Source organism: Maricaulis sp. (assembly GCF_048268525.1).
Lineage (GTDB): Bacteria > Pseudomonadota > Alphaproteobacteria > Caulobacterales > Maricaulaceae > Maricaulis.
The window spans coordinates 128,867-155,277 of the sequence record NZ_JBLWVH010000001.1 but is presented as its reverse complement, the minus strand read 5'-3'; the positions used below and the strand labels follow the sequence as shown (position 1 = coordinate 155,277).

General features: G+C 62.1%; 14 protein-coding genes. 6 read left to right on the top strand and 8 right to left on the bottom strand.

Annotated features, from left to right (window positions below):
- The first annotated feature begins 198 nt into the window (after positions 1–198).
- From ACN0X9_RS00680 to ACN0X9_RS00655, 6 genes are all read left to right on the top strand, one after another.
- A complete protein-coding gene (locus ACN0X9_RS00680; RefSeq protein ID WP_417485710.1) occupies positions 199–1,722 on the top strand; it encodes a tryptophan halogenase family protein in 1,524 nt (507 codons plus the stop codon).
- On the top strand, positions 1,715–2,995 hold the full coding sequence (locus ACN0X9_RS00675) for a tryptophan 7-halogenase (protein WP_417485709.1): 1,281 nt from the start codon (positions 1,715–1,717) through the stop codon (positions 2,993–2,995). Before ACN0X9_RS00680 ends, ACN0X9_RS00675 begins: the two co-directional genes overlap by 8 nt.
- Positions 2,992–4,521, top strand: a complete 1,530-nt coding sequence (locus ACN0X9_RS00670; protein WP_417485708.1) for a tryptophan halogenase family protein — start codon at positions 2,992–2,994, stop codon at positions 4,519–4,521. The genes ACN0X9_RS00675 and ACN0X9_RS00670 overlap by 4 nt, the downstream gene beginning before the upstream one ends.
- Complete coding sequence (locus ACN0X9_RS00665) at positions 4,511–6,043, top strand: tryptophan halogenase family protein (protein WP_417485707.1); 1,533 nt, start codon at positions 4,511–4,513, stop codon at positions 6,041–6,043. The genes ACN0X9_RS00670 and ACN0X9_RS00665 overlap by 11 nt, the downstream gene beginning before the upstream one ends.
- A gap of 9 nt (positions 6,044–6,052) precedes the next feature.
- Positions 6,053–7,888 (top strand): glycoside hydrolase family 9 protein, encoded by a 1,836-nt coding sequence (locus ACN0X9_RS00660; protein WP_417485706.1) that lies wholly within the window; start codon positions 6,053–6,055, stop codon positions 7,886–7,888.
- A gap of 90 nt (positions 7,889–7,978) precedes the next feature.
- A complete protein-coding gene (locus ACN0X9_RS00655; RefSeq protein ID WP_417485705.1) occupies positions 7,979–10,549 on the top strand; it encodes a glycoside hydrolase family 3 N-terminal domain-containing protein in 2,571 nt (856 codons plus the stop codon).
- Between the two features lie 47 nt (positions 10,550–10,596).
- Here ACN0X9_RS00655 and ACN0X9_RS00650 read toward each other — a convergent pair whose 3' ends face one another.
- The 8 genes from ACN0X9_RS00650 to ACN0X9_RS00615 form a co-directional block, all read right to left on the bottom strand.
- The gene (locus tag ACN0X9_RS00650) at positions 10,597–11,952 is read right to left on the bottom strand and encodes a GntP family permease (RefSeq protein ID WP_417485704.1); all 1,356 of its coding nucleotides are present in this window, start codon (positions 11,950–11,952) and stop codon (positions 10,597–10,599) included.
- Entirely contained in the window at positions 11,943–12,965 is a 1,023-nt protein-coding gene (locus tag ACN0X9_RS00645) for an SMP-30/gluconolactonase/LRE family protein (protein WP_417485703.1), read from the bottom strand. Before ACN0X9_RS00645 ends, ACN0X9_RS00650 begins: the two co-directional genes overlap by 10 nt.
- On the bottom strand, positions 12,962–15,241 hold the full coding sequence (locus ACN0X9_RS00640) for a glycoside hydrolase family 3 N-terminal domain-containing protein (RefSeq protein ID WP_417485702.1): 2,280 nt from the start codon (positions 15,239–15,241) through the stop codon (positions 12,962–12,964). The genes ACN0X9_RS00645 and ACN0X9_RS00640 overlap by 4 nt, the downstream gene beginning before the upstream one ends.
- Before the next feature lie 207 nt (positions 15,242–15,448).
- Positions 15,449–15,940, bottom strand: a complete 492-nt coding sequence (locus tag ACN0X9_RS00635) for a gluconokinase (protein ID WP_417485701.1) — start codon at positions 15,938–15,940, stop codon at positions 15,449–15,451.
- 25 nt (positions 15,941–15,965) lie between these two features.
- The gene (locus ACN0X9_RS00630) at positions 15,966–17,612 is read right to left on the bottom strand and encodes a sodium/sugar symporter (protein WP_417485700.1); all 1,647 of its coding nucleotides are present in this window, start codon (positions 17,610–17,612) and stop codon (positions 15,966–15,968) included.
- Between the two features lie 368 nt (positions 17,613–17,980).
- Positions 17,981–20,044: a S9 family peptidase gene (locus tag ACN0X9_RS00625; protein WP_417485699.1), complete on the bottom strand. Its 2,064-nt coding sequence runs from the start codon at positions 20,042–20,044 to the stop codon at positions 17,981–17,983.
- Between the two features lie 131 nt (positions 20,045–20,175).
- Positions 20,176–23,085, bottom strand: a complete 2,910-nt coding sequence (locus tag ACN0X9_RS00620; RefSeq protein WP_417485698.1) for a TonB-dependent receptor plug domain-containing protein — start codon at positions 23,083–23,085, stop codon at positions 20,176–20,178.
- Positions 23,086–23,230: 145 nt separating this feature from the next.
- Complete coding sequence (locus ACN0X9_RS00615; RefSeq protein ID WP_417485697.1) at positions 23,231–26,374, bottom strand: TonB-dependent receptor domain-containing protein; 3,144 nt, start codon at positions 26,372–26,374, stop codon at positions 23,231–23,233.
- Between the last annotated feature and the right edge of the window lie 37 nt (positions 26,375–26,411).

The following is a 26,411-nucleotide window of genomic DNA, read 5'->3' as shown; positions in this document are numbered from 1 at the left end:
CCGATCCTTCATCCCTTTGTAAAACATACTCTTCTCCCCTCGTTTGGCTAAAGTCTCCGCCGTTGACAGCGTTGTCAATTTTTGCCACTTTCAATCAAACAACCTGTTCTGTCAACAAGAACCAGCGATGGTCGAGGTGCAGAGTTGTAGGGAGAATGCAAAGATGCCAAGCATCGGCTGCGCTCCGGGGAGGGAAGATTGGGGCAGGATGTACCCAGGCGGATCGTCGTCGTCGGCGGCGGCACCGCAGGTTGGATGGCAGCAGCCGCGCTGGTGTCGGTTTTGCCGGCTCGGCGCGTGCAGGTCACGCTGATCGAATCGGAGGCCATCGGCATTATCGGCGTCGGTGAAGCGACGCTTCCGCATCTGCGCCAGTTCAACGAAACCATAGGCATAGACGAAGCCGAGTTTCTCGAAGCGACCTCCGCCACCATGAAGCTCGGAATCGAGTTCGTGAACTGGGCCAGGATCGGCGATCGCTATGTCCACCCGTTTGGTGATTTTGGTGCAGACATCGCCGGCCTGCCTTTCCATCAGGCGTGGTCACGAATGCGGGCAGCCGGTCAGTCTGGCGAAATTGGCGACTATTCACTGCCGGTCCGGATGTGTGCCGAGAACCGGTTTGAACGACCGGCCGATGATCCGACCGATTTCGCCTCCCGATTTGGCTATGCCTACCAGTTTGATGCGACCCGATATGCCCCCTTTTTGCGGCAACACGCGGAGGCGCGCGGAGCGAGCCGGGTCGAAGGCATTGTCAACGCTGTCCATCGCGATCCGGCGACCGGCAATATCCATCGGCTTGATCTGGACAACGGACAGGTGGTCGATGGCGACTTCTTCTTCGACTGCACCGGATTTCGGGGCGTTCTGATCGAGCAGGCCCTCAATGTCGGGTATGAGGACTGGTCGCACTGGCTCCCCTGCAACCGCGCGATTGCCGTGCCCAGTGAAAAATCAGGCCCGACACCGCCCTACACACGCGCCACCGCCCATCAGGCTGGCTGGCAATGGCGGATCCCGCTCCAGCACCGGACCGGAAACGGCCACGTCTACGCCAGCGACTTTACAGATGATGACGCGGCCCGCCAGGTCCTTCTCGACAATCTCGAGGGCAACGCGCTCGCGGATCCGCGACCACTCAGGTTCACGACCGGGCGGCGGAAGCAGTTCTGGTCACACAACTGTATCAGCGTCGGCCTGGCGGGCGGCTTCCTCGAGCCACTGGAGTCCACCAGCATTCATCTGACCCAGATCGCAATTACCCAATTCATCGAATTATTCCCGGTGACCGGCGACTACAAACTCGAGCGGGACAGCTACAACGCACACATCGCCCGTGAGTTCGAACGGGTTCGCGACTTTCTCATCCTCCACTATCATGCCACCGAGCGGACCGACTCAGCCTTCTGGAACTATGTCCGAACCATGCCCATACCGGACTCTCTGGCCGAGAAGATGGCCCTGTTCCGCGAAACCGGACGGGTGGCGCGCTATCAGCAGGGGCTGTTCCTGGAACCAAGCTGGCTCGCTGTTTACCTTGGTCAACGGGTCCATCCAAACCATTGGGATGGGCGCCTCGACGTCATTGCGGACGCGGCCCTTGATCAATCCTTGAACGCCATTCAGTCCGACATCGAGAGAGCCATTGCCCGAATGCCGGACCACGATACCTGGCTGGCGCGGCTTGCGACCCGGGCGGAGGACAGCCGCCATGGCTGATCCAACTCGAACAATCCGCATTCTGGGCAACGGCCTTGAAGCCTGGCTTTGCGCCTACGTACTCAGCGGCTCGGTCGCGAACGCCAGCCTGACGATCCAGATTCATCCTGACGGTACCGCGGTCAGGGAGGACGGTCTGTACACCATCCTGCGCCCATCCGCGCTCGAGACGCTGGAGACTTTCGGCATTGGGCTCCAGGACCTGCTTCGGCTTCCCTCAACCCTGCCAAGCCTCGGACAGGTGATTCAGACGGCCAATGGCGATGAGACCATCGTGCCCTATGGCGGTCGCGGCATCGATTGGGCCGGGACCGGGTTTCACCACCATTGGCTTCGTGCCCGGCAGGCGGGCCTGCGCCATCCATATTTTGCTTTTTCACCCGGCTATCACGCGATTGCCGGCAACCGCTTTGCGCCGCCGGACCGACGCAATGCAATCGGATCGATGCAACATGAAAGCGGGCTTCATGTCAGCGCTGGCGAACTGACTGAACAACTGAAGCAAAGCCTCGGCGACAAGGTGGCCGTCGTCAGTCAGTCAGACGCCTCATCGGAGGTGGACCTGTTGATCCATGCGACAGGTCGTGAGGACGCTGTTTCGGCTTCGCAGCGCTCGCACATCGGTCCGGTCAGACCCTGCGCAATCCGCCGCGAGGAGCCCGATGGCTCCCGCCTGCAAATACCATTGCGCACCGGCTGGCTTGACCTCGCCACCCCGGCGGCGCCGGCCGCGCGCCACCAGGGCAGTACGCCCTGGCGCGAAGGCGCGCTGCATGTCGGAAGGTCGGCCGCCCGATTGCCCGGCCTCGAAGACCGGGCAATGGACCGACTTCTCTTTGAGCTTCGGACTCTCCTGGACCTTTGGCCACGCGCGACCTCTCAGGCATTGCCAGCGCTCGAATACAATCGTCTTTGGTCGCAGGAAATGGACGAATGGGCGGCCTTGAGCGCGCTGGTCTCTGGCCTCGACAATCCGCGCTGCAGTGGCCGGCAGGCCCTGTTTCGGCAGCGCGGCTATATCGAGCCTCTCGAAAGCCAAACGATTTGCGCGGAAGACTGGGTAGATGCCCTCATCGCACGTCATGTGGTTCCTGCTCAGTATGACCGTTTGAGTGAGCGCCTCAATGACCCACAGCTGAAGTCGGAATTGCAGACGCTATCCCAGGCTGTCCTTCGCACTGTTCGGGAGTTCCCGGCATTTCCAGCGTATCTTGACGCCATTGACCAGGCGCTCGGGCGCCCACCCCCATCCACGACGGAGTCAACGGCATGACAGGGACCATCTCCAGAGTTGTGATTGCGGGAGGCGGAACAGCCGGCTGGATGACTGCGGCGGCCCTGTCGCGCTTCCTCGTCCCGACCGGCGTCACGGTCGAGCTGGTCGAAAGCGAGCAGATCGGGACGGTCGGGGTCGGAGAAGCGACCATCCCCGGCATCATCGATTTCAATCGAATGCTCGGCATTGACGAGGCGGACTTCATCGCCGCCACCAAAGGCACGTTCAAACTGGGTATCGAATTTGTTGACTGGGACCGGATCGGCAGCCGCTATCTCCATCCATTTGGCGATTATGGATTTGATCTCGAGGGGGTCCCCTTCCACCACTACTGGCTGCGCGACCGCTTTCGGGGTAGCGACCAACCGCTCGCCGCCTATTCCATGTGTTGCCAGGCCGCGAAGGCCGGAAAGTTCATGCGACCGGTCAGTGATCCGCAATCGCCGGTCTCGCAGATGCGACATGCCTATCATTTTGACGCCGGCCTCTATGCTCGCTACCTGCGCGACTACGCGGAAAAGCGTGGCGTGACACGCGTGGAGGGCCGGATCAAAACGGTTGAGCAGTCCGCCAGGAACGGCACGCTGACAGCCCTTGAACTGGACGATGGCCGTCGCATCAAGGGCGACCTCTTCGTTGATTGCACCGGTTTTCGCGCCCTGTTGATCGGGGAAACGCTCGGCGTCGACTATGATGACTGGCGCGCCTATCTGCCATGCGACCGAGCCATCGCGGTGCCATGCGAGAAAATTGATGCTGCCGCACCCTACACCCGTGCAACCGCCCGTGGCGCTGGCTGGCAATGGCGGATCCCGCTCCAGCACCGGACCGGCAATGGTTATGTCTATTCGTCGGCCTTCATGGGGGATGATGAGGCAGAAGCAGCGCTTCTGGCCAATCTTGACGCCGCAACCCTCGGTCCGACCAACAAGCTGCGCTTCACCCCCGGGCGGCGCCGCTCGGTCTGGGAGAAAAATTGTGTCGCTATCGGCCTGTCCGCCGGCTTCCTGGAGCCGCTGGAGTCGACCAGCATCCATCTCATCCAGGAGGGTGTCAGCAAATTGCTGGCGCTGTTCCCGCGCGACGGCATCAGCCAGCGCGAAGTGGCCCGCTACAATTCGATCATCGGAAATGCCTACGACTATGTGAGGGACTTCCTGATCCTGCACTACAATGCCACCGCACGAGACGACAAGCCGTTCTGGGACTATGTGCGCACAATGGACGTTCCCGACAGCCTCACCGAAACCGTCGAGCTCTTCGCCGAGAACGGACGCTTCTTCGCCCACAAGAGCGACCTGTTCAGCATCACCTCCTGGGTTGCGGTGATGGTCGGCCAGGGAATTCTGCCCAGAGGCTACGATGTGGTCGCTGACTCGATCACGGAGCAGGATCTCACCGCCACGCTCGCCAGCATGCGCCAGACCTACGCCCAGGCCGCATCAAAGATGCCGCCGCACCAGGCCTTCGTTGATCATCTGGTGAAAACCGCAAGCCAAAAGAGCCAAGCCCATGCCCGTTGATCCCATTCGTTCCGTACTCATTGTCGGTGGCGGCACGGCTGGCTGGATGACTGCAGCTGCGCTGGCGAAGATATTCGGCGGTCAGAAACTCGATATTCGCCTCGTGGAAAGCGAGCAAATCGGCACAGTCGGGGTCGGTGAAGCCACGATCCCGCAAATTCTGCTGTTCAACCGCATGCTGGGGATCGACGAGAACGAGTTTGTTCGCGCGACCCAGGGCACCTTCAAGCTCGGGATCGAATTCGTCGACTGGCGGCGGAAAGGGCATAGCTATATTCATCCGTTCGGCTCCTATGGCAGCGATATGGATGGCGTGATGTTCCATCACTTCTGGCTTCACGCGCGCCAGCGAGGTTACGAGGTCGATCTACCGGAATTCTGTCTCCAGGTGATCGCCGCCAAGCAGAACAAATTCCTGCGCCCGGTGCCCGATGCCCGCAATTCGCCGCTGGGACATATCGCCTACGCATTCCAGTTCGATGCCAGCCTCTATGCTGCCTATCTGCGCCGGTACGCGGAAAACCTTGGTGTCACGAGGACCGAGGGCCGGATTGCCGATACCCGTCTCGACCCGGAGACCGGTCATGTCCAAGGCGTGCAACTTGAGACAGGCGAAACGATTGAGGCCGACTTCTTCATAGACTGCTCGGGCTTTCGCGGCCTGCTGATCGAACAGGCTCTCAATACTGGCTATGAGGACTGGAGTTCCTGGCTGCCCTGTAACAGAGCCCTCGCGGTTCCGTCAGAGAATACCGGACCGCCCTCGCCCTATACGCGCTCGACGGCCCGGAAAGCCGGCTGGCAGTGGCGCATTCCGCTGCAGCACCGCACCGGCAACGGTCACGTCTATTGCTCCGATCATATAAGCGACGATGAGGCCACCAGCATCCTGCTTTCCAACCTCGAAGGTCCGGCACTGCGCGACCCGATCCAGCTGCGCTTCACCACCGGGCATCGAAAGAAATTCTGGAACAAGAACGTGCTGGCGATCGGACTGTCAGCCGGCTTCATGGAACCGCTGGAATCCACGAGCATCCATATGATCCAGAGCGGGATCGCCCGGCTCATGACGCTTTTTCCCGACCGCTCGTTCAACCAGGTCGACATCGACGAATACAATCGGCTGACCCTGCAGGAATACGCCTATGTTCGCGACTTCCTGGTCCTGCACTATCGGCAAACAGAACGCGATGACAGCGAGTTCTGGCGTTATTGCCGGAACCTGCCGCTATCCGACCATCTTGCCCGCAAGCTGGCAATGTACCAGACGAATGGTCGTGTCAGTCGCGAAAAGGACGAGCTCTTCAATGAAACAAGCTGGCTCGCGGTCATGGATGGGCAGGGAGTGGAGCCGCAGGGCCATCACCCGCTTGTTGCGGGTCTTGGAGACGCCGAGGTCGATGCCCGTCTTGAACAGGTATTGAGCGTTGTTCGGGCGTCCGCCCGTCAGATGCCGTCTCATGCCGAATTCATCGCCAACCAATGCGCGGCTCCGGCCGACATCCAACGGTTTCAGGCCTAGGAGATCATCATGCTCGTCGCGCTTGTCAGCTTGACCCAAACGATCGCCGCAAACGGCTGCGACATACCCGCCGGCGAAACACCGATCCTGTTTAACCAGACCGGATTTGAGACCGGAGCCACCAAGCTGGCGATCTTGCGAAATGGGTCAGGCACGCCAGCCCGTTGGGATATCCGCGATGCCGATGGCATGGTCCGGTTGAGTGGAGAAACTCTCGTCCACGGGATGGACGAAAGCTCCGGCGATTCCGTTCACCAGATCCGCTTCGACGCCCTGACCGACGCTGGCAATGGCTACCGCATCAGTGTTTGCGGCGAAGAAAGTCGACCTTTCACGATCACCGACCAACCCTATGGTCGATTGGCCGAAGATGCCTTGCGCTACTTCTATCTCAGTCGCCTCGGGACCGACCTGCTACCAGAGTTTGCCGGCGGTGCGATGTGGGCCCGCGCCGCAGGTTTTACCGAAAGCCACGCGACCTGCTTCTTCGGTCCGGACCAGGATGGAACGAACTGGCCCGGCTGCGACTACACCCTCGAAACGACGGGTGGATGGGCGGATGCCGGCGATTACGGCCAGTATGTAGTCAATGGCGGCATCTCGGTCTGGACCCTGCAACATGCCTATGAGCGCCTGGCAACACGCGGCCAGCTCGACACATCGGGCTGGACCGGTGAACGGGTGGCCTTGCCACAAGGTAGCGAGCCGGTCAGCGAAATCCTGCTTGAGGCGCGCTGGCATCTCGACTGGATGCTTCAGATGCAAATTCCGGATGGCGAAATGGTTTGGGTCGACCGGCGCGAAACCGGTGCGGCAGAGGCTCACCTGCAGGAGATTGATGGCTCGGGCCTGGTCCATCACAAGCTGCATGAACGGGCCTGGCTTCCGCTACCATTGCTGCCGGCCGATGCGGAAGAGGAACGCTTCCTGATACCACCCTCGACAGCTGCGAGCCTGAATCTGGCAGCCGCAGCGGCCCAGGCTTCACGTCTCTGGGCCGATCTCGACCCGGACTATTCAGTCCGAACACTCTATGCTGCCCGACGGGCCTATCAGGCCGCTCGCCGCCATCCCGATCTGCTGGCCCGAAACAATTTCGATGGCGGCGGCGCCTATGGCGATACCGACGTCCTGGACGAGTTTGCCTGGGCTGCCGCCGAGCTCTTCCTGACGACCGGGGACGCCGGGTATGCGGATGACTTCGCTGCCACGCTGTCGAATGATGCCTATGTTCCCTCAGCCATATTCTGGGCCAATACAAACCTGCTGGCGGACCTGTCACTTGCGCTGGTCACCGAGCAAACGGACCTGCGCTCGGAGGCGGCGGAGCGCCTGATCGCGGAAGCGGATCGCTATCTCGAGGACGCGGCCCGGGAAGGGTATCACTATCCGATGCGTGCCAGCGCCATGAATTGGGGGTCGAATGCCAACCTGCTCAATCGGGGGCTTGTCCTGGCCAGCGCCCATGACCTGACCGGCGATGAGCGATATCGGAATGGTGCCGTCCACGCCCTGGATTATGTCCTGGGCCGGAACGCCCTGGATCAGAGCTATGTGGCCGGGCACGGCGTTCGCAGCATGGAAACGCCTCATCACCGCTTCTGGGCACGCGGTGCCGATCCGGAATTTCCGCCGGCACCAGCCGGGGCGTTGTCGGGCGGGGCCAACCATCTGAACATGGCCGATCCGGTCGCACAGGAAATGCGCGGCAATTGCGCCCCCCAACGCTGCTGGGTGGATCATGTCGATGCCTTCGCGCTCAACGAGGTCGCCATCAATTGGAATGCGCCTCTGTTTGCCCTGGCAGTGCAACTCGAAAGCACGACGCTCCAAGCCTCTGAATGAGACTGGCGATTGACCGCTGACATGATTTGCGCGCCCACAATTGACAACGTAGTCAATAATTGGGCATCTTTTCGGTGAGGGGAGACCAGAATGACCAGGAAGACGCAAAAGCTCGCATCCGTGTCGATTGTCGCAACTTTGATCAGCACGGGGCTGGTAGCCTGTTCCGACCGCTCTGACGCTGGAGTGGCGGACACGTTTGCCGCGGCGTCTTCGCCAGCGATCTACACGCCGCCAGCCGATGCCACAGCCGACCCGGAAGTCTGGCCGGAAATTTCGCCCTTGCCTCTCGATCCGGCTATCGAGGCCCGCATCGACGCGATCATGGCGCAGATGACGCTGGAGCAGAAAGTCGGCCAAACCATTCAGGCTGACAGCGGGTCGGTTACGGCTGAGGATGTCCGCAACTACAGGCTTGGATCGGTATTGAGTGGCGGCAACTCGGCACCCGGACCGCTCGCCTATGCCGACGCCCAAACCTGGCTGGATGCGGCGGACGCCTATTTCAATGCCTCGATCGACCCTGAGGGCGTCGAGATCGCCATCCCGATCATCTGGGGCATTGACGCGGTTCATGGGCACGCCAATCTGCGCGGCGCCGTGGTTTTTCCGCACAATATCGGCCTGGGCGCGATGAACAATCCGGATCTGATCGAGGACATCTACCGGGTAACGGCCCGGGAACTGTCTGTCTCGGGGCACGACTGGACGTTTGCCCCGACGCTGGCCGTCCCGCGAGATGACCGTTGGGGCCGAACCTATGAAGGGTTTTCCGAGGACCCGGCCATCGTCGCCGCCTACGGCGAACGGATTGTCTGGGGCCTGCAGGGCCGACCGGGTACCGACGAGTTCATGAGCGAAGGCCGCGTCATCTCCAGTGCCAAGCATTTTCTGGCCGATGGCGGAACTCTGGATGGCCGGGACCAGGGCGACGCCCGGATCAGTGAAACCGAGCTACGCGACGTTCACGCCGCAGGTTACTACACTGCGATCCCCGCCGGGGTTCTGACCGTCATGGCCTCGTTCTCAAGCTGGAATGACGCTCGCATGCACGGGAATGAGAGCCTCCTCGAAGGCGTCCTGCGAGACCGGATGGGCTTCACCGGCTTTGTGGTGGGCGACTGGAATGGCCACGGCCTCATACCGGGTTGCGTTTCAACCGACTGCCCTGAGAGCTTCAATGCAGGTGTCGACATGTTCATGGCACCCGATAGCTGGCGGGAGCTGTACCATAATACCCTCGCGCAGGTTCAATCCGGCGAGATTTCCATGGAGCGCCTCGATCAGGCCGTCCGACGGATCTTGCGGGTCAAGATCCAGGCCGGCCTTTTTGAACAGGTCGCACCCAGCGAGCGACCGTTGGCCAACAGCAATTCGGTCCTTGCGGCGGCCGAACACCGCGCTATCGCTCGCCAGGCGGTCCGCGAGTCGCTCGTCCTGTTGAAAAACGCCGACCAGACGCTGCCGCTTGATCCAGGGCTGACAGTGCTGGTTGTGGGCGAAGGCGCTGATCATATCGGCAAGGCGGCCGGCGGATGGACTCTTTCCTGGCAGGGCGGCGAGTTCCCGAACGAGGAGTTTCCGGCCGGCGAAAGCATCCTGGCCGGAATTAGGTCCACCGTTGAGGCCGCTGGCGGACAAGTCATTTTCGACCCTGAAGGCCGATCTGATGTGGCTGCTGATGCAGTGATCGCCGTCTATGGCGAAGACCCGTATGCGGAGTTTCAGGGAGATCGGGATCACCTTGATTTCGTCTCGCCAGACTTCGACACCGAACTCCTGGAGCAATACCAGGACCGGAACATCCCCGTCGTCAGTATCTTCCTCTCGGGGCGCCCCTTGTGGACCAACCCGGAGATCAACGATTCCGATGCCTTTGTGGCCGCCTGGCTGCCGGGGACGGAAGGCGGCGGCGTGGCCGACCTGATTTTCCGGTCCCATGAGGACTATGACTTCACCGGACGCCTGTCCTACTCATGGCCTGCCGTCGCCAATTCCGGACCGGTCAATGTCGGTGATGCAGACTACACACCGCTTTATGCATACGGCTACGGCCTCAGCTACGAGGATACGGATTCCGGATCGACGCTCTCCGAAGAGTCCGGCCTGTCCTCCGACGACCACAATGAAGACGGAAGCTTCTATGCCCGCGGTCAGGCAATCGAGCCTTGGACTGTTCAGATCGCGGACGGTCGCGGCTGGCACACACCCGAGGAACGCCTCGCATCAACCGATCATGTGGCACTTGGGGTGCTGGACCGAATTGCCCAGGAAGACAGCATCCAGCTTGTCTGGTCGGCCGGCGGCGAGCTTCTGCGCCTGCACGGTACCGATCCGGTTGATCTGTCCCGCGAAACCAACGGCGCCATGGAGCTGTCGTTCCGCGCCCGTGGTGTGAACAGCCAGACTGCCCGTGTGGAAATCGGAATGGGTTGCGCATCCGGGCCCGAATGCCTTCACTTTGTTCCGATCGATATCCAGCAGGGCCCTTGGTCCGAATATCGGATCAGCCTGAGTTGTTTCGCCGATGCCGGCGTCGACATGAGCCAACTCGACACACCGTTCATTATCCGGGCGCGCGACGAGGATGGCGAGATCGGGATCGGTGAGATCGCTCTCGGATCGGATATTGATGCCATGCGGACCTGCGGCGACGAGTGACAGGCCCGCACCTCTCCGGTCTGCGCGCCGGCGAATTGTGATCGGGCTCAGACCACCAGAACAGCGAGCAGGCTGACCGCCAGGCCGGTCAGGCTCAGGGCCAGCGTGGCAATTGTCCAGCTGCGGAGGGTCTCGGCCTCGCTGAGCCTGAAGACCCGGCTGACCAGCCAGAACCCGCTATCATTGACGTGAGACAAGGCGCTGGCACCCGCCGCGATCGCGACGACCACAAATGCCCGTTCGAGACCGGAAATGTCCAACCCTGACATGAGTGGCGCGGTCATCCCGGCGGCCGTGATCATGGCCACCGTTGCGCTCCCTTGAGCGACCCGGACAAGCAGGGCCAGGAAGTAGCCTGCCAGCAATGGCGTCAGACCAAGCGTCAGGGCCAGTTGCGCCAGCTGCGCTCCCGCTCCGGTATCGACCAGGACCTGTTTGAAAGCGCCGCCCGCCCCGGTCACGAGAATAACGGCGCCGGCCGGTTCGAGTGCACGAGCGATCGCCAGATTGATACGGTCACGGGCCGCCGGTCCTGCCCGTACGGCAAGGAAAGCCGCCAATGCACATGCCAGAAGAAGCGCGCCAAATGGATGTCCGATCAGATTGAGCACATCGACCAGCCCGCCAGACGCATCAGTAAAGCCTGCAGTCGCTCGACCCAGGATGAGGATCAGGGGAAGTAAAATCAGGCAAAGCACCTGTCCAGCCGGCATCGTCGGACCCGGACCGGTCTCCTCTGGCTTCAGCAGGTCCTGCCCGGTCGGCATCTGCCCGAGACGCTCCAGGACGGTGGCAAACATTGGCCCCGCCAGGATCAAGGCCGGAACACCCGTCACCACGCCCGCCAGAATGACCCAGGCCAGATCCGCCTCGATGATTTCGGCCACGGCGACAGGCCCCGGGGTGGGGGGTATGAAGGCGTGGGCAATCGCAAGCCCCGCCAGAAGGGGCAAGCCATAGGCCATCACCGGTTTACCGGCGCGTCGAGCCAGAGCCAGCGCTACCGGCGCCAGGATAATAAGTGCAACGTCAAAGAATACAGGGATGGCCACGATCAGACCAACCACGCCGATTGCGGTCTGGCTGCCCCGGACGCCACTGCGACCGATGACGGCATTGGCCAGGTTGGGGAGGCCGCCCCCGGCCTCCAGAAGTGCTCCGAAAAGCGCGCCCAGCCCGACGATGACCGCTATGAAGCCCAGCGTGCCACCCATGCCGGATGTGATTGTGGCATAGGCATCATCCGCGGGCATTCCTGCCGCGAGGGCAGCCGCCAGCGCCACACCGATCAAGGCGGCAAAGGCCGGAACACGCAGTCTCAGGACAAGGACAAGCAGGACCGGGATGGCCAGACCCGTAACGATCAGCGGACGCAGGCTCTGCGCCAGTTCGGTCAGCTCCATTGCACGCCTCGCATTGGCAGACGCATTCGCATGAGGCGGTCCTGGGCCGTGATGTATAAATCATGGCCGTCGCCGCCGAACGCGCAATTGGCGGTCGCGCTGCCGGTCCGGATCCGGGCCAGCGGGCGACCATCGGGCGCGAGCAGGAACACACCGCCGGGCCCGGTCATCAGGATATGCCCGGTCGCCGTGACTGCCATGCCGTCGGGAAGACCCGGATCACCGGAGGCCAGGTACACCGACGCGTCAAATATGACGTCACCGTTGCCAGCCACTTGACCATCATTCAACGCGAAACGCCGCAAGACCGGGGCCGCTGGGTCAGATTGAGCGACGTAGAGCCAGGCCTCGTCCGGTGACAATGCGATCCCATTCGGGAAGCTCATCGCGTCGGTCAGACGATGGCATCGACCATCCGGCTCAAGACAATAGACTCCATTCCAGGGCAGTTCCTTGAGCGGCGATGCGTCAAGACCTTCCAGCCCATAGGGCGGGTCTGTGAAGTAGATTCGACCATCACGGGAGAGCACAAGGTCGTTGGGACTGTTGAACCGATCCGCGCCGAACCGGTCGACCAAGGTCACGCGTGAGAGGTCGTCAAGATCAAGCCTTTCAAGCGACCGGGTGCCGTGATTGCAGACATAAAGCTGACCATCTGCGCCGTACCACAAACCGTTGGCGCCAGGCTCGCGCAAGCCGACCGCATGTTCCGGTTCCACGCCCGAGGGGTCAAGAAAGACCTCAAGCCCCGCCTCCGCAGACCAACGATAGGCCCTGTTCTCGGGAACATCGGTGAAGTACAGGCATCCCCTCATGCGGTCCCAAGTTGGCCCCTCCGCCCAGGTGAAGCCGTCGGCGAGGCTCTCCAATCGCGTATTTCGCCCCATCAGCGATTCTGCGTCACGGTCGATAATTTCAACTGCGGCGGTCCGATCGGCGACTGTCTCGACACACGCGCCCAGAACCAGGCTGGCGCCCGTCGTAAGGAGGAATTCGCGACGGGTCCCCATCATTCGACCTCGGTCCGGGTCTCGATCGCCGTGGCAGGAACTTCGCTCGTCCCGCCGGACTCAACATGCACACTGGCGCTGGAACGGAGGTCGGCGGAGCTGGATCCCACGTGGAAGAGCAGCTCTCCGGCCTCGATCCGCCAGGAGCCCGGTCGCTCGAAAATGGCGCTTTGTGCCGGTATCAGATGGAAATGAACCGTACGCTGCTCGCCCGGCATCAGCGTAATTCTCCGATACCCTCGCAGCTCCAGTTGCGGTCGCGCCACGAAGGCCAGCGGATCGCGCATGTAGAGTTGAACGACCTCGTCCGCTTCACGATCACCGGTATTTGTCACATCCACGCTGAGACGGATGCCGGCGGCATCGTTTTGCGCAACAAGCTCGCCATAGCTGAAATCGCTGTAGCTCAGACCATGCCCGAACGGATAGAGCGGCGTGATAGGCTGGTCATGATAGCGGTTGGTGTCCCGGTCGAGATCCGGGTCAGCCGGGCGGCCACTCGGGAATTCAGAATAGCTGTATGGGACAGCCCCGGTGGTCCGCGGGAAACTTACCGGCAGACGCCCGGACGGCGACACCTCACCGTACACAATATCCGCGAGGGCCGGACCCGCCTCCACTCCAAGCATCCAGGCATTCAGAATGGCGTCGGCGCGCTCGGCAAGATCGGGGATGGCCAGCGGGCGACCTGTCACCAGGATGACGATGACCGGTTTGCCGGTCTCGAAAATGGCATCTGCCAGTGCTCGCTGACTGGCTGGCATGAAGAGGTCCGACCGGCTTCGGGCCTCGCCGGACATGTCATAGCCCTCGCCAACCACCAACACGACCCTGTCAGCGCTCTCGGCCAGCGCGACGGCCTCGGCGATGCCTGACAGGTCGTCGTCGGCTGGATCGGCGCCGATCGCGTGAAGGACATCAACCCCTTCCGGCGCTCCGGCCTCGAGCCCGTCGAGCAGTGTGATCACATCCTCTGGCCGGCCTTGCGCCCGCCAGGAGCCCAGCTGCGTCCACGCATCCGTCGCCAGGGCACCGATAACCGCGACCCTGCCCGCGCCCTCGCCCAGAGGAAGGGCGTCCGCCTCGTTCTTGAGCAGGACCATGGAGCGTGTCGAAACCGCCCGGGCCAGCGCCCGGTGGTCCTGGGCCAGCAGTTCCGACGTTTCACGCGCGGTCTGGTGATAGGCCATAGGGTCATCGAACAGGCCCAGTTGTTCTTTCGCCGTCAGGATGCGGCCGACAGCAAGGTCGAGATCATCCAGCAATTCCGGGTCGGCCTCGATCGCCACCCTCAGATCGTTCACGAACACGGAACTGGTCATGTCCATGTCAACCCCGGCGCGAAGCGCGAGCGCTCCGGCTTCGGCGCGGTTATCCGCGACACCATGATTGATCAGTTCGGCAACCGCGTTCCAGTCGCTGACAATCATCCCGTCAAAGCCCCAGCGCCCCCGCAATGTTCCATCGATGAGGGTTTCGTTTGCGGTGGACGGCACGCCGGCTATGTCGTTGAACGCCGTCATCATCGACCCTGCGCCGGCGCGGCTGGCCGCGTAGAAGGGCGGCAGGTAGATTTCGTACAGGCTTCGTTCGGACAGGTCCGCCGTCCCGTAGTCCCGTCCACCTGTCGGAACGCCATAGGCGCCAAAATGCTTGGCCGTCGCCAGGATCGTGTCCGCTTGCGCCAGGTCTTCTCCCTGATAGCCCGCGACCTGGGCGGCCGCCATCCGGGCTCCGAGATAGGGGTCAGAGCCGCCACCTTCGACGATCCGGCCCCATCGGGGATCGCGGGCGATGTCGACCATCGGGGCGAAGGTCCAGTGCAGACCGGAAGCGCTCGCTTCCTCTGCTGAAATGCGGGTCGCCGCCTCCCAGTCCGATTCATCCCAGGTGGACGCCATGGCGATCGGAACCGGGAAGATCGTACGGTAGCCGTGCACAACATCCATCGCGAACAGCAAAGGAATGCCGAGCCGGCTCTCTTCAACGGCGACGCGCTGCAACTCGGCAAGGGGCTCGGCGCCAGCGACATGCAGGTAGGAACCGACTCCACCTCGCCGGACCCGGTCCAGCTCGTCGTCGGTCAGACGGGAGTTCAGATTGCGACTGCGCCCACCAGCGGCCTGGTGCAGCTGTCCGAGCTTCTCCTCCAGCGTCATGCGTTCGAGAAGATCACTGACGCGCGGAGAGAAGGCGTCGACATGGGTCGATGGCGCCTCGGTCGGACCGCACGCCACCAAGGATGCTGCCATCGCAATGGCTGATACAAACTTCAACATCATTCCCCCTCGTCGCGACTTCGCGAACTTTCCGATCCAGCTGGATGAACGCCGCAAACCGTCACCCGGTCCCGCCCCGCCGCGACAACTCCCCGGACCATCCGAAGCCGGAGAGGCAGATATCTGCTCGATCGACGTGGCAATTGTCAACGTTGTCAAATTTGCGGATGCGCGTGTGATAGTCAAGCGAGGAACCGTCAGTGCCCCCTAGCTTCGCGAAATGACTGGTGAACCGGCTCGCAGGATCCGGAGCGCCTGCCCCGCCAGCTGCTCAACCGGCAGATCCGCCTGCAGGCGATGAGCGTCCGCTGGCGGTCGCAATGCGTCGAACTGTGAGGTTACCAACTTGGCGGGCATGAAATGGGCTGACCTGGCCGCCACACGTCGACCCGCCTCCTCGGGCGAAACGTCCAGCCACAACCAGGTCAGGTCACGCGGATTGTCCCGGCCCAACCAGTCCTGGACCGCCGGAGTCAGCGCAGAACAGGAAAGAAGGATATCGGGCTCGGGTCGACTGTCGGCCTCGGACCTTATCGCCCTGACCCATTCCTTCCTGTCCACATCGGTCAGGGGACTGGCCGCAGCCATTTTCCTGATATTGGCCGGTGGGTGAAAGTCATCCCCCTCCAGCACCGGCCAGCCGGCCTTCTCTCCAAGTACGTGAGCGAGTGTGGTCTTGCCACACCCGCTCACGCCCATGCAGACAATGAGCCGGCACACACCGTCACCAGAAGCGGACGTAGATCGCCACCAGGATCGCGATGATGACCAGGCTGGCCAGATTGAACACCGGCTCGGTGGCAAACCGGATACCGCTCAGCTCGACCGGTCGGTTTTCTGCCGGCTTGCCGGTCAGCAAGGACACCAGGACGCCGATCCCGACACAAAGCAGGAAGACGATCCAGATCCTTACCACGAAAGGCAGGTCCAGTGCCGCCAGTCCGAACGCGGCCAGAATCGTCGAACCTGCGCCCCCAACAGCTGCCGGGTTGGCCAGAAGCCAGAACAGGAAGGACAGTCCGACGGACGAGATCAACAGGGCGAACGCGCCCATTGTGTTGGTTCGTTTCCAGAAAAATCCGAGCAGGAAGACCGCGACCACGCCCGGTGCCACGAAGCCGGTATACTCCTGGATGGTCTGGAAGGCGCTTTCCATTCCGCCCAGGAAGGGCTGGGCAAGAACCAGCGCGATCAGCATCGCGGAAAAGGCCGCAATCCGCCCCACCCCGACATAGTGCTGCTCGGACTTTTCAGGTCGCATCGACCGATACATGTCCATGGTGAAGATTGTCGAGATCGAGTTCATCATCGACGCCAGCGACGACACGATGGCTGCGATCAGCGCCGCGAAAACAAGGCCTCGCACCCCAGTCGGAACGAGCGTCATGAGGATGCCATAAGTGCTGTCCGGACGGTCGTCGAGAACAGCCTGATCGAGCAGGCCATTCTGCGCCAGATACAGCGCTGCAATACCCGGCACCACCACAATGACCGGGATCAGGAGCTTGAGTCCCGCTGCAAAGGCCAGACCCTTGCGGGCTTCACTGAGGCTCTTCGATCCGAGCGCACGCTGGATAATGTACTGGTTGAAACCCCAATAGGAGAAATGAAGAACCCAAAGCCCGCCCAGCAGGGTCCAGATACCGGGAAGATCGGAATAATTGGGGTGATCCGAACTGAAGATCATCTCGAAATGCCCGGGAATCTCGTCGATCAGTCGCGTGGCGCCCAACCAGGCTCCGCCGCCCTCGCTGACCAGGCCGAGGGAAATCCAGGTAATCAGGAGGCCGCCGACAATCAGCACCACGACCTGCACAATGTCGGTGAGGGCTACGGCTTTCAGTCCACCATACAGCGAATAGACAACCGCGAAGGCGGCCAGAGCCATCATGGCTGGCAGGACCGCCATGCCGGTCACCGCATTCAGAGCCAACCCACCCAGCCATAATACACTGGTCAGATTGACCGCCGTGTAGAGCGCTATCCAGAAGACCGCCATGATCGATTTGACGCCGCCGCCGAAGCGTTGGTCGAGGAATTGCGGCATCGTATAGACGTTGCGTTCCAGAAAGATCGGCAGGAAGAATTTGGCAACGATCAGCAATACAATCGCGGCTTGCCATTCATAGGCTGCGATCGCGAGGCCGACCACATAGCCTTGCCCCGACATCCCTATGATCTGCTCCGCCGAGATATTGGCAGCGATCAACGACGCACCCACGGCCCACCACGGCAGCGCCTTGCCCGCCAGGAAATAGTCCGTGGAGTCCTTCTTGTGCCCCGCTTTTTCCCGACTAACCAAAAACGCAATTGCAATCAGCGAAATCGCGTACCCCGCCACAATAAACAGATCCAGGCCAGACAAGCTCATATTTCCCCCCGCTTTGCCGTTGATCGGCAACATGTCAGCGTGTTTGTGATCACGCTTGATAACGTTGTCATACCGTTCGCCAATACGACGCCCATGTCAATCCACAGGACGAAGGGGCCGGACAGCCACCAAGTTGGAGCCCGTTTGGGGGGCCGTCAGACGGTTTTGAGCCCAAAGCTGAAAAGACAGGAGCGAAGTGGCCAGCCCCTGGAAGATCGGATCGCCAAGGATGACCGGGCCTTTCGCCCGCTAGATCGCTCTGCATCCGAAATCAGGCGGAGGTCAGAAAAGTGCTGCCAGACGACCGCAAACCGTTTCGGGTCTGACACCGCCCACACGAGCGTCGGATGCCTCTCAGAACCTGCTGGTCAGTCATCCTCCGCCAAAACAGGCGGCGGTTGCCAGTCCCAATCGGGACGGCCGATATGGCGACCATACCAGTCCAGCTCGGCATTGATGCGGAACAGGCGATGATGTGGTGAAGCAAAGCTGTGCTCCTCGTCGGGCACGAGGTAGAGGCGTACCTCGACTCCCAGATTCCGCAGCGCCTGGTAGAGCATGATCGACTGGGACGGGTGCACGCGCTCATCATCTTCCCCGGCGAAGATCAGGGTCGGTGTGGTCACCGCATGCAGGTCACGCAGCAAGGATTGCGGGACAAAGGCCCGATCATAGGTCCCCTCGGCCCAGACATCAGCATCGAACAGGAGTCGACGGGCACCGCGGACATCGCTGGTCAGGTGGTGCACGGCCCAATCGACCGCCCCGGCACCGCTCATTGCCGCCGCGAACCGGTCGGTCTGCGTGATCAAGCGGTTGGTCATGTGACCGCCAGCACTCCAGCCGGAAACAATCATGCGCTCCGGGTCCGCCAAGCCTGACGCGACCAGATGGTCAACGCCCGCCAGGACATCACGGTCCGCGTGGGCGAAATACTCACCATGCATGCCCCTCATGAATTCGTCGCCATAGCCGACACCACCACGGTAGTTCACCCACAGGACAGCATAGCCCTCCGCTGCCAGCACCGGCACAAAGCGTGACCACTTCCATTGCCCAAACTGGTCGCCTGACCGTGGTCCGCCATGAATCTGGACCACCAGTGGCGGCGGACCGTCACCGGAGTGCAAGGGTGGAAAATAGAAGCCTTCGATCATCGTGCCGTCATGACTGCGCCATTCAACAAGCTGTTGTCGCGGCAGGGCGACGGCTGACACACTGGCCGCGCCGATTGTCGTGAGGCGGTCGCTCTCGCCGCTCGGGGTGACACGCCAGAGATCACCATTGCTGGTTTCCGTCTGGAACAAGGCCAGCACCTCGCCAGTCTCATCCGCCAGCGACCAGTCGACCAGGGCACGGTCCTCGAGCGAAATCACGGTCAGGCTGCCGGCATCAACGTCAACACGGACAAGGCCGGAGCGGATGCCGTCATGGACGGCAACGACAAGACTCTCCCCCCCCGGCAACCAGGCGAATCCATCGACTTCCCAGCTGGCATCGGGCGCCAGGACGCGGGTGACGCCGCTCTCCAGGTCGAGCACGACCAGTTTTTCCTGTACGTAATCAAGCCCGTCCTGGCCCAGTCGTGCGCGGTAGGCGATCCGCCGCCCCGCCGGCGACAGGCGGGCATTGCCTTCCGGCCAATTGTTCGAAGTGACACGGCGGAAGGGCTCACTCGGCCCGTCCGCGACCATAAGCTCGCTTTGATAGGTCGCATCGGCATGGGTTTCGGCTGAGACACGGACCAGGATCGCGCCATTGGCTGCGAGGTGAAAGCCGCGGACATGGACATCACCCTGGGTGACTTGTTGACGCGCACCGCTATCCACCCGCACTCGCCAGAGATGGCGGCGGCGCGTTGCTTCATAGTAAGGGTCAACAATATGGGTGGTGCGTCGGCGTTCGCGCTCCGCCTCGGACCGGGCATCGCTGGCGAGGTAGTACACAAACAAACCGTCCGGCGACCAGGCGATCGAGCGGACGGCAGAAGGATGACGGGTCAGACGCTCCAGCTCGCCCCCGTCGAGATCGCGGATATAGACCTCGTCATTGCTGCTGCCTTCTGGCGAGATTTCCGCAGCGATCCGCCGACCGTCCGGCGACAGGACGACCCGGTCGGCAGTATCGAGATCCGGTTGATGGCGCAGGCTGGTCTGGTCATGTCGCCAGAGCCAATACCCGGTTACGCTCTCGTTCTCGGCCCAATCCGTGGTGACACGCTGAATCAAGGCGACCCGGCCATCATGGGACAGATGAACACCGTCCAGACGGGGCATCTCGATCATGTCGACCGGCGTCATCTCACGTCGCGCGGTCGCTGCGACCGGATTGAGGGCCAGCGACGGCGCATCGTTGGCGTGAGCGGTCGGCGCCAGGGCGAAGCTCAGCCAGCCCGCAAAGGCCAGACTGGCCAGAACGGTGGATCGGATCATGTCAGACTCCGCGGAAATGTCAGGAAAGCAGCGGGGCGCAGGCGGCCTGCGCCAGTCGGATCCGCCCGCCCCGACCGCCGCAGGGCGGGGTCGGGGCGGGCGTCACCGGAGGGACCGGTCAGGCAGCGCGATCAGAACTCGCTGCGAATACCGAAGTAGAATTGCCGTCCCACGAGGGAGTTCTGCGGCGAGTTGATGTTCGAGCTCGAACCGCTGGCGAAATTGCCCGGCATGAACGGACCCATTTCATCGAACACGTTGGTGACACCGGCATAGACACTCGTCCGGTAGTCATTGTCGAAGCGGTAACGGGCATAGACATTGGACCGGAACTGGTCATCCGCCACGAAGTAGAGCGGGTCGGTCGGATCGACGTCGAGATCGTCAACGCCGCCGGACTCGTAGCGCAACGTATAGGACGCGTAGAAACCGCCCTCGCTCCAGGACAACCGGGCCCGAGCTTCATGCGTCGGATCATACATGGAGCCGTTGGAGTCCTCGCGGACCGGCTGACCGGCCTCACCGACAAACTCGAACTCATCGGCCAGCGAGCGCGAATAGCGCAGGTCGAGACCGAATTCACCCGGCAGGCTGTCGACCTCGAAGTCCCACATCACCGAGACATCAATGCCTTCGGAAAGAAGCTCGTTGAGGTTTTCCTGGCGGTTGATGACTTCCACAACCCGACCGTCCGATGTGTCACGGGTGATGACGTCACAGAAGCGGTTGTTCGGGAAATCTGCGGCGCCATAACACAGATCGACCGTGGTCTGGGTCGAGATCGAACCGATCGCATCTTCAACGCGGATATTGTAGTAATCCACGATGATGTAGAGGTCTTCAGCGAAGCTCGGAGCCCAGACCGCGCCAACCGTGAAGGTGTCGGCTGTCTCTTCGCGAACGTTCAGATTGCCGGCATTGGGGCCGTTGACCGAACCGTCGAACTCGAAACGCTGGCCGGCATTGTTGGGATCCGCAAAATAGGCTTGGATGCCCGCTTCCGAAAGACAGTTCGCAGAAATCGTTGCGGCGGAGAAATCACTTCCGGCCGGCGGCGTCACACCGCTGCCATCCGGCATCAGCCCGTCACACGGGTCGAGCAGGCTGTCGGAATCCTGGCGCGGGGCCGAGAAGATTTCCGTGATCGTCGGTGCCCGTTGCGAGCGCGAATACTGACCGCGAAGGCGCAGGCTGTCGGTCGGCTCCCAGTAACCACCGGCATTATAGGAATAGATCGTGCCGATGGTGGAATAATCCGCGACGCGGCCGGCAAGCTGCGCGGTCACGTTGGAAAACAGCGGAATTTCCAGCTCGGCAAAGGCTTCAACCACATCGAAACTGGCCTCGATCTCCGGGACGACCGAGAGGCTGGTCGTCTCCTCCAGGATGAGGGCGTCGACATTGGTGTCCTGGCTTTCTTCACGCCATTCAATGCCGAATGCGGCAGCAACGGTACCGGCCGGCATCTCGAACAGATCGCCATCGACCGAGCCGCCAAGGACGGTCTGCTCACGGATTTGCTGAACATGGCCGGCAACCCGGATGTAGTCCGCCATTTCCGGCGTGATCGATCCCTCACCGAAAATGTCGAGCGGAACGCAGCCATCAGCCCGCGCACCCGCATCGACACATTGATAGCCACCATTTCCGTCGGCCTCGATGTCCAGCGCATAGTGGATGTTGAGATAGTTGAGATTATTGCCCTGGATCTGGTTCTGCTCGAACCGTCCATACGTGGCAAAGGTCTGCCAGCGCCAAGTGTCGCCCAGATCGCCGGCAAGGCCGACGGCAGCCCGCGCCGTCGTGCGCTCATTGTCGCGGGTTTCCTGACCGACCTCGTTGAAGCGGCGATACCAGCTGACCGACCCCACGCGGGTCTCTTCGACCGCCGCCGGGATGAAGGGGTGATTGCTGGCGATCTGGCCGATGTCGAACGTATTGCCCAACGGGCCGACATCGGTGGAGTAAATCGCCGCCTCGTAAGAGCCCTCGTAAAGGCTGTCGACCCGCGACCAGAGGAAGTCGGCGGTTGCCTCGACGCCACCATCGAACTCGTAGCGGGCGGCGAGCGCAGCGGTGTAGGCCGTCACTTCCGGCGACAGGGTGCGGCCGGGACGGAAGTTGTAGCCGTCGAGGGCCGTCTCAAAGCCGACCGATGGCGTGCGGCCGTCATTCGGGGCAAGTGACCGGTCATTGTACCAGACGCCGTCGATATTCCAGGCATCGTCGCTCTCAAAACGTCCGCCAGGAAGGTAGGACGAGAGATAGATGTCATTGAACTCGCCATTGCCCGACCAGTCGTCAGTCCGGAGCGAATCCGGACGCGTTTCGTCGGCATAGATCGGGGTTTCATGGTCATAGCTGGCGCCGAACATGATATTGCCGCGCTCATTGTCGAAATTGCGGCCCATCGTCAGTTCGATTGTGGTCTCTTCTTCGCCGCTGGCATCAGCGAAGCCGTAGCGGGCATTCACTTCAATCCCGTCGAAATCACGCTCGAGGATAATGTTGGCAACACCGGCGATGGCGTCCGACCCGTAGATCGCGGAGGCGCCGCCCGTGGTGACTTCAATCGACTGAACAAAGCCGGCCGGGATGGTTTGCAGGCTGACCCGCTCGCCATTGCCCGAGTTCGAGACGGCACGACGGCCATTGATCAGCACCAGGGTGCGATCGGCGCCAAGTCCCCGCAGATTGACCGTCGACAGGCCTGAATTCTGGATCGAGAGCTCGGAGTTCTCCGGCGACAGGTCTGCATCAACGCCCGGCATCGCGGCCAGCAGCTCACCGACATCGACCGTGCCGGATTCGACAATGTCATTGGTCGTGAAAATCTGCGTCGGGATTGCCGTCGTCGCATTGGTCCGGCGGATACGCGATCCAGTGACGACAATCGTGTCATCCTGGCTGGTCGCTTCCGGCGTCTCGCCGGCCTGCTGCGCCAGACCGGTCGTGCTTGCCAGCATGATTGCGGACATCGCCGCGCCAACCATCAGCCCGCCCCGCGTCGTTGCCCGGCCCACTCGTTTGAACTCCCGCATCAGATACTCCCCTCAATGCATGCCACGCCGTCCCCTCGACGGCGGATCACCACGCCTGTCTAGGGAGGACACGCCAGGGCCGGCACCGGGTACCTGCGCGACGACATTTTTATGAATTTCCGTCCGACGCTTCTCAGCGGAGGGGTTACCAGTTGCGCCTCAAGCCCAGATAGACCGTGCGCCCCGCGACGTCATAAGCCGGATTGAAATTGCGCCGGTCGCCACTGTCGGTACCACTGGGAAGGAAGGGGCCGTAATCGTGGAAGACATTGTTGACCCCGCCAAACAGTCGCCAACCTTCGACCAGGTCGATCCGGGCCGACAGGTCATGTTGCAGCCATGGGTCAACAGCGAGAAAGAGCTGGTCATCGGCATCGCCCGCGTCTGCACGGTCGTGACTATCAAGACTGGCGTCCTCATAGCGCGCGCGCCATTGCAGTTGCCAATCGCCCCGTTCCCAGCTCAGCGAGCCAGTCCAGCGATGGGTCGGCGTGCCGACTTCCCCGTCCCAGCGATTGATCTGGACAGATCCATCGGTCCGCGCAAATTCCTGCTGCAAACGATGGGTGTAGGCATAAAGAATTTGCGCGCTCCACTCGCCTTGCAGCCAGCCATCACCAACACGCCAGCCATCGCGGACACGGACATCGACGCCGCTTGATTTGAGTGCATGCAGATTGTCGGTACGATTCAGCATTGCCACCAGCTGGCCGGTCCCGGACCGTTCAATCGCATCACAAAAACTGTTCGCAGCGAGCGGTAGCGTTGCGCCATAGCACTCCCGCAACAGGGACTGGCTGCTCAGGGACGAGATCGCGCCATCCACGCGGATGCCATAGGCGTCCAGCATCAGCGAGAAGCCGGGGCGCTGCGGGGGTGTGAAGACAAAGCCGAGATTCCAGCTCCGCGCTGCCTCTTCGGTCAGATCGGGATTGCCGGAATTGGGCGCATAGATGTTTCTGCCGCTCTGCGTAAAAACGCCATCGCTTGCTATCACGGCGGCGATGCGGGCATCAGCGCGGCAATTCTCTGCCACCACGCCCGACGAGGCTGCCGTGACGCCGTCGCAGGGGTCAGACACGCTGTCATAATCGCCGCGCGGCGCCGAATACAATTCACTCATGCCGGGCGCCCGCTGGGCGTTGGCGATCTGCGTGCGCACTTGAAATCCGGGCGAGACGACCCAGCTGGCGCCAAGCCGGAAACTACCGACCCCGCCAACACTTTCAATGTCGTAACGGGCCAGTCGCCCAGCGAATTCAACACCGAAATGCTCGATCATGGGGCGCCCGGACAACAGCGTTACCGAGGTCTCGAAGAACGCTTCTGTCGCATCCACAGCCGCATCCAGATCGGGCACATCGACATAGCCGGTGTCACGCGACTGGGTAACCGGGTCTCCGACGGTGCGTTGCCGATCACGTCGATGCTCGACGCCCACGGCCAAGGGTATGGCGCCCAACCCCGGGAAGACCGCCTCGCCGGTCAGAGTGATGCCGAAAGTATCCTGGCGGACATCGATATCGAGCCTGTCGGTCGCCCGGATATAGTCCGCCGCTTGAGGACTGATCGACCCGATGCCGAACATGTCGAGAGGCACGCAGCCGGCCAGGCGGGCAGCGCTGTCGCGACATTGATACTCGCCCGCCCTGCCCGCGACCGGTTCAACATCCAGGGCCTGTTGGACATGGCGGAAATTGAGTTCTCCGCTGCGTATCTGGGTCTGCACATATCGACCATGTCCGAGGTAGGCCTCCCAGTTCCAGCCCGCCGCCTGTCCGCGGAGCCCGGCCCAGAAACGGTCGGTCGCGCGATCAATATCGCGGTATTCCGGCCCCAGTTCGGTAAAGCGTCGACGCCAGGTGATGCCGCTCAACCCGTCGGCCAGCGCGGCTGCGCGGATCGGTGCCGGCACGAAGGGATTATCCAGCGCGATGCGACCGATATCCTCCCGCGCGGGGCCGAAATCCTGTCCATAATAGGCGGTCTGAGCTTCGCGTGTTGCCTGGCTCTGACTGCGTGAGACAAGCGCCGTCGCGAACAATTCAGCCTGTCCGGCAAGGTCGTAGCGCGCGTTCAGCGACAGCATCTGGCGCTCGCGCGGCAGGCTGATCGTAGCGTCAGGCCGGATCGAGACACTGTCCAGTTCAGAATCGAAATCCTGCCGCAGGCCGGATTCGTCAAACCAGAAATCATAGCCGATGAAACGGCCACCGGACGTGTAGGTGCTGCGGTCCGTCTCCAATTCCGTGCCGTCATCGGAAAGGGCGACATCCGCTCGTGCCCAATCCCGTTCATCGGCCCCTATACGGCTGACCTGATCGATCGTGAGGTTGGCAAGCACATGACCGCGACCGGCGTCGAACGGCCGACCAATGGTCATGGAGCCGACCGAGAACCCTCCGCCGCCATTTTCGGTCATGCCCGACTGGAAAAGCGCTGAGCCGCCGGTCATGTCGTCACGCAGCACGAAATTGACCACGCCGGCGATGGCATCCGAGCCGTAAAGTGCCGACGCACCACCGGTCGTGATCTCAACCTGCTCGACAAACTCGATCGGGATCGAGCCCGATCCGAAACGACTGGCATTGCCACTATTGGAGACCGTGCGCCGCCCGTCGATCAGCACCAGGGTCCGGGTCGTGCCCAGACCGCGCAGCCCGACCGATGTGAGACCTGCATTCTGGGCGCTCAGATGGGTCGATTGCCCGGAAAACTCCAATGTCGCGGGAGATTGTGCTGCCAGCAATGCTCCCATTTCGTACGCACCGGACGCCTCGATTTCCGCACGACCGACCACGAAAACCGGTGTGACCGCAGTCAGGTTGGAGCGGGCGAAGCGTGAACCGGTCACCACGATCACGTCACCCGGATCGGCCGGGGCCGTTTCCCGGGCCAGGGTCAGCCAGCCAACGGGCCGGCTTTCCGGGGCCTGCCCCGCCGCGGAGGGCAGGGCCGTCGGCAAGTCTGGGGATGTCGGGGCCAGCGCCGAGACTGACAGGACACCGGTGCGGGCATCAACGCGGTCAACCTGCAGGCCGGTCCCGGCCAACAATTCATCAAGCGCATTGCCAGGCGTTGCCAGACCGCGCAGGGCCGCGACGCGATGACCGTCGACAAGACGCGACTCGAACAGGAGCTGACGGCCCGTGAGGATAGAGTAGCGGCGCAGCGCATTGGCGAGCGGGCCAGCCGGTATATCAAACAGGATGCGGGTTTCGCTGCCGGTTTGAGTGCTGGGCGGTCGATCAGCCTGCGCCATAGCGCTCGGCACCAGAACGAGACTCATGGCTGCGCCAGCCAAAAGCCGGGCAGAGAAGCTCAGA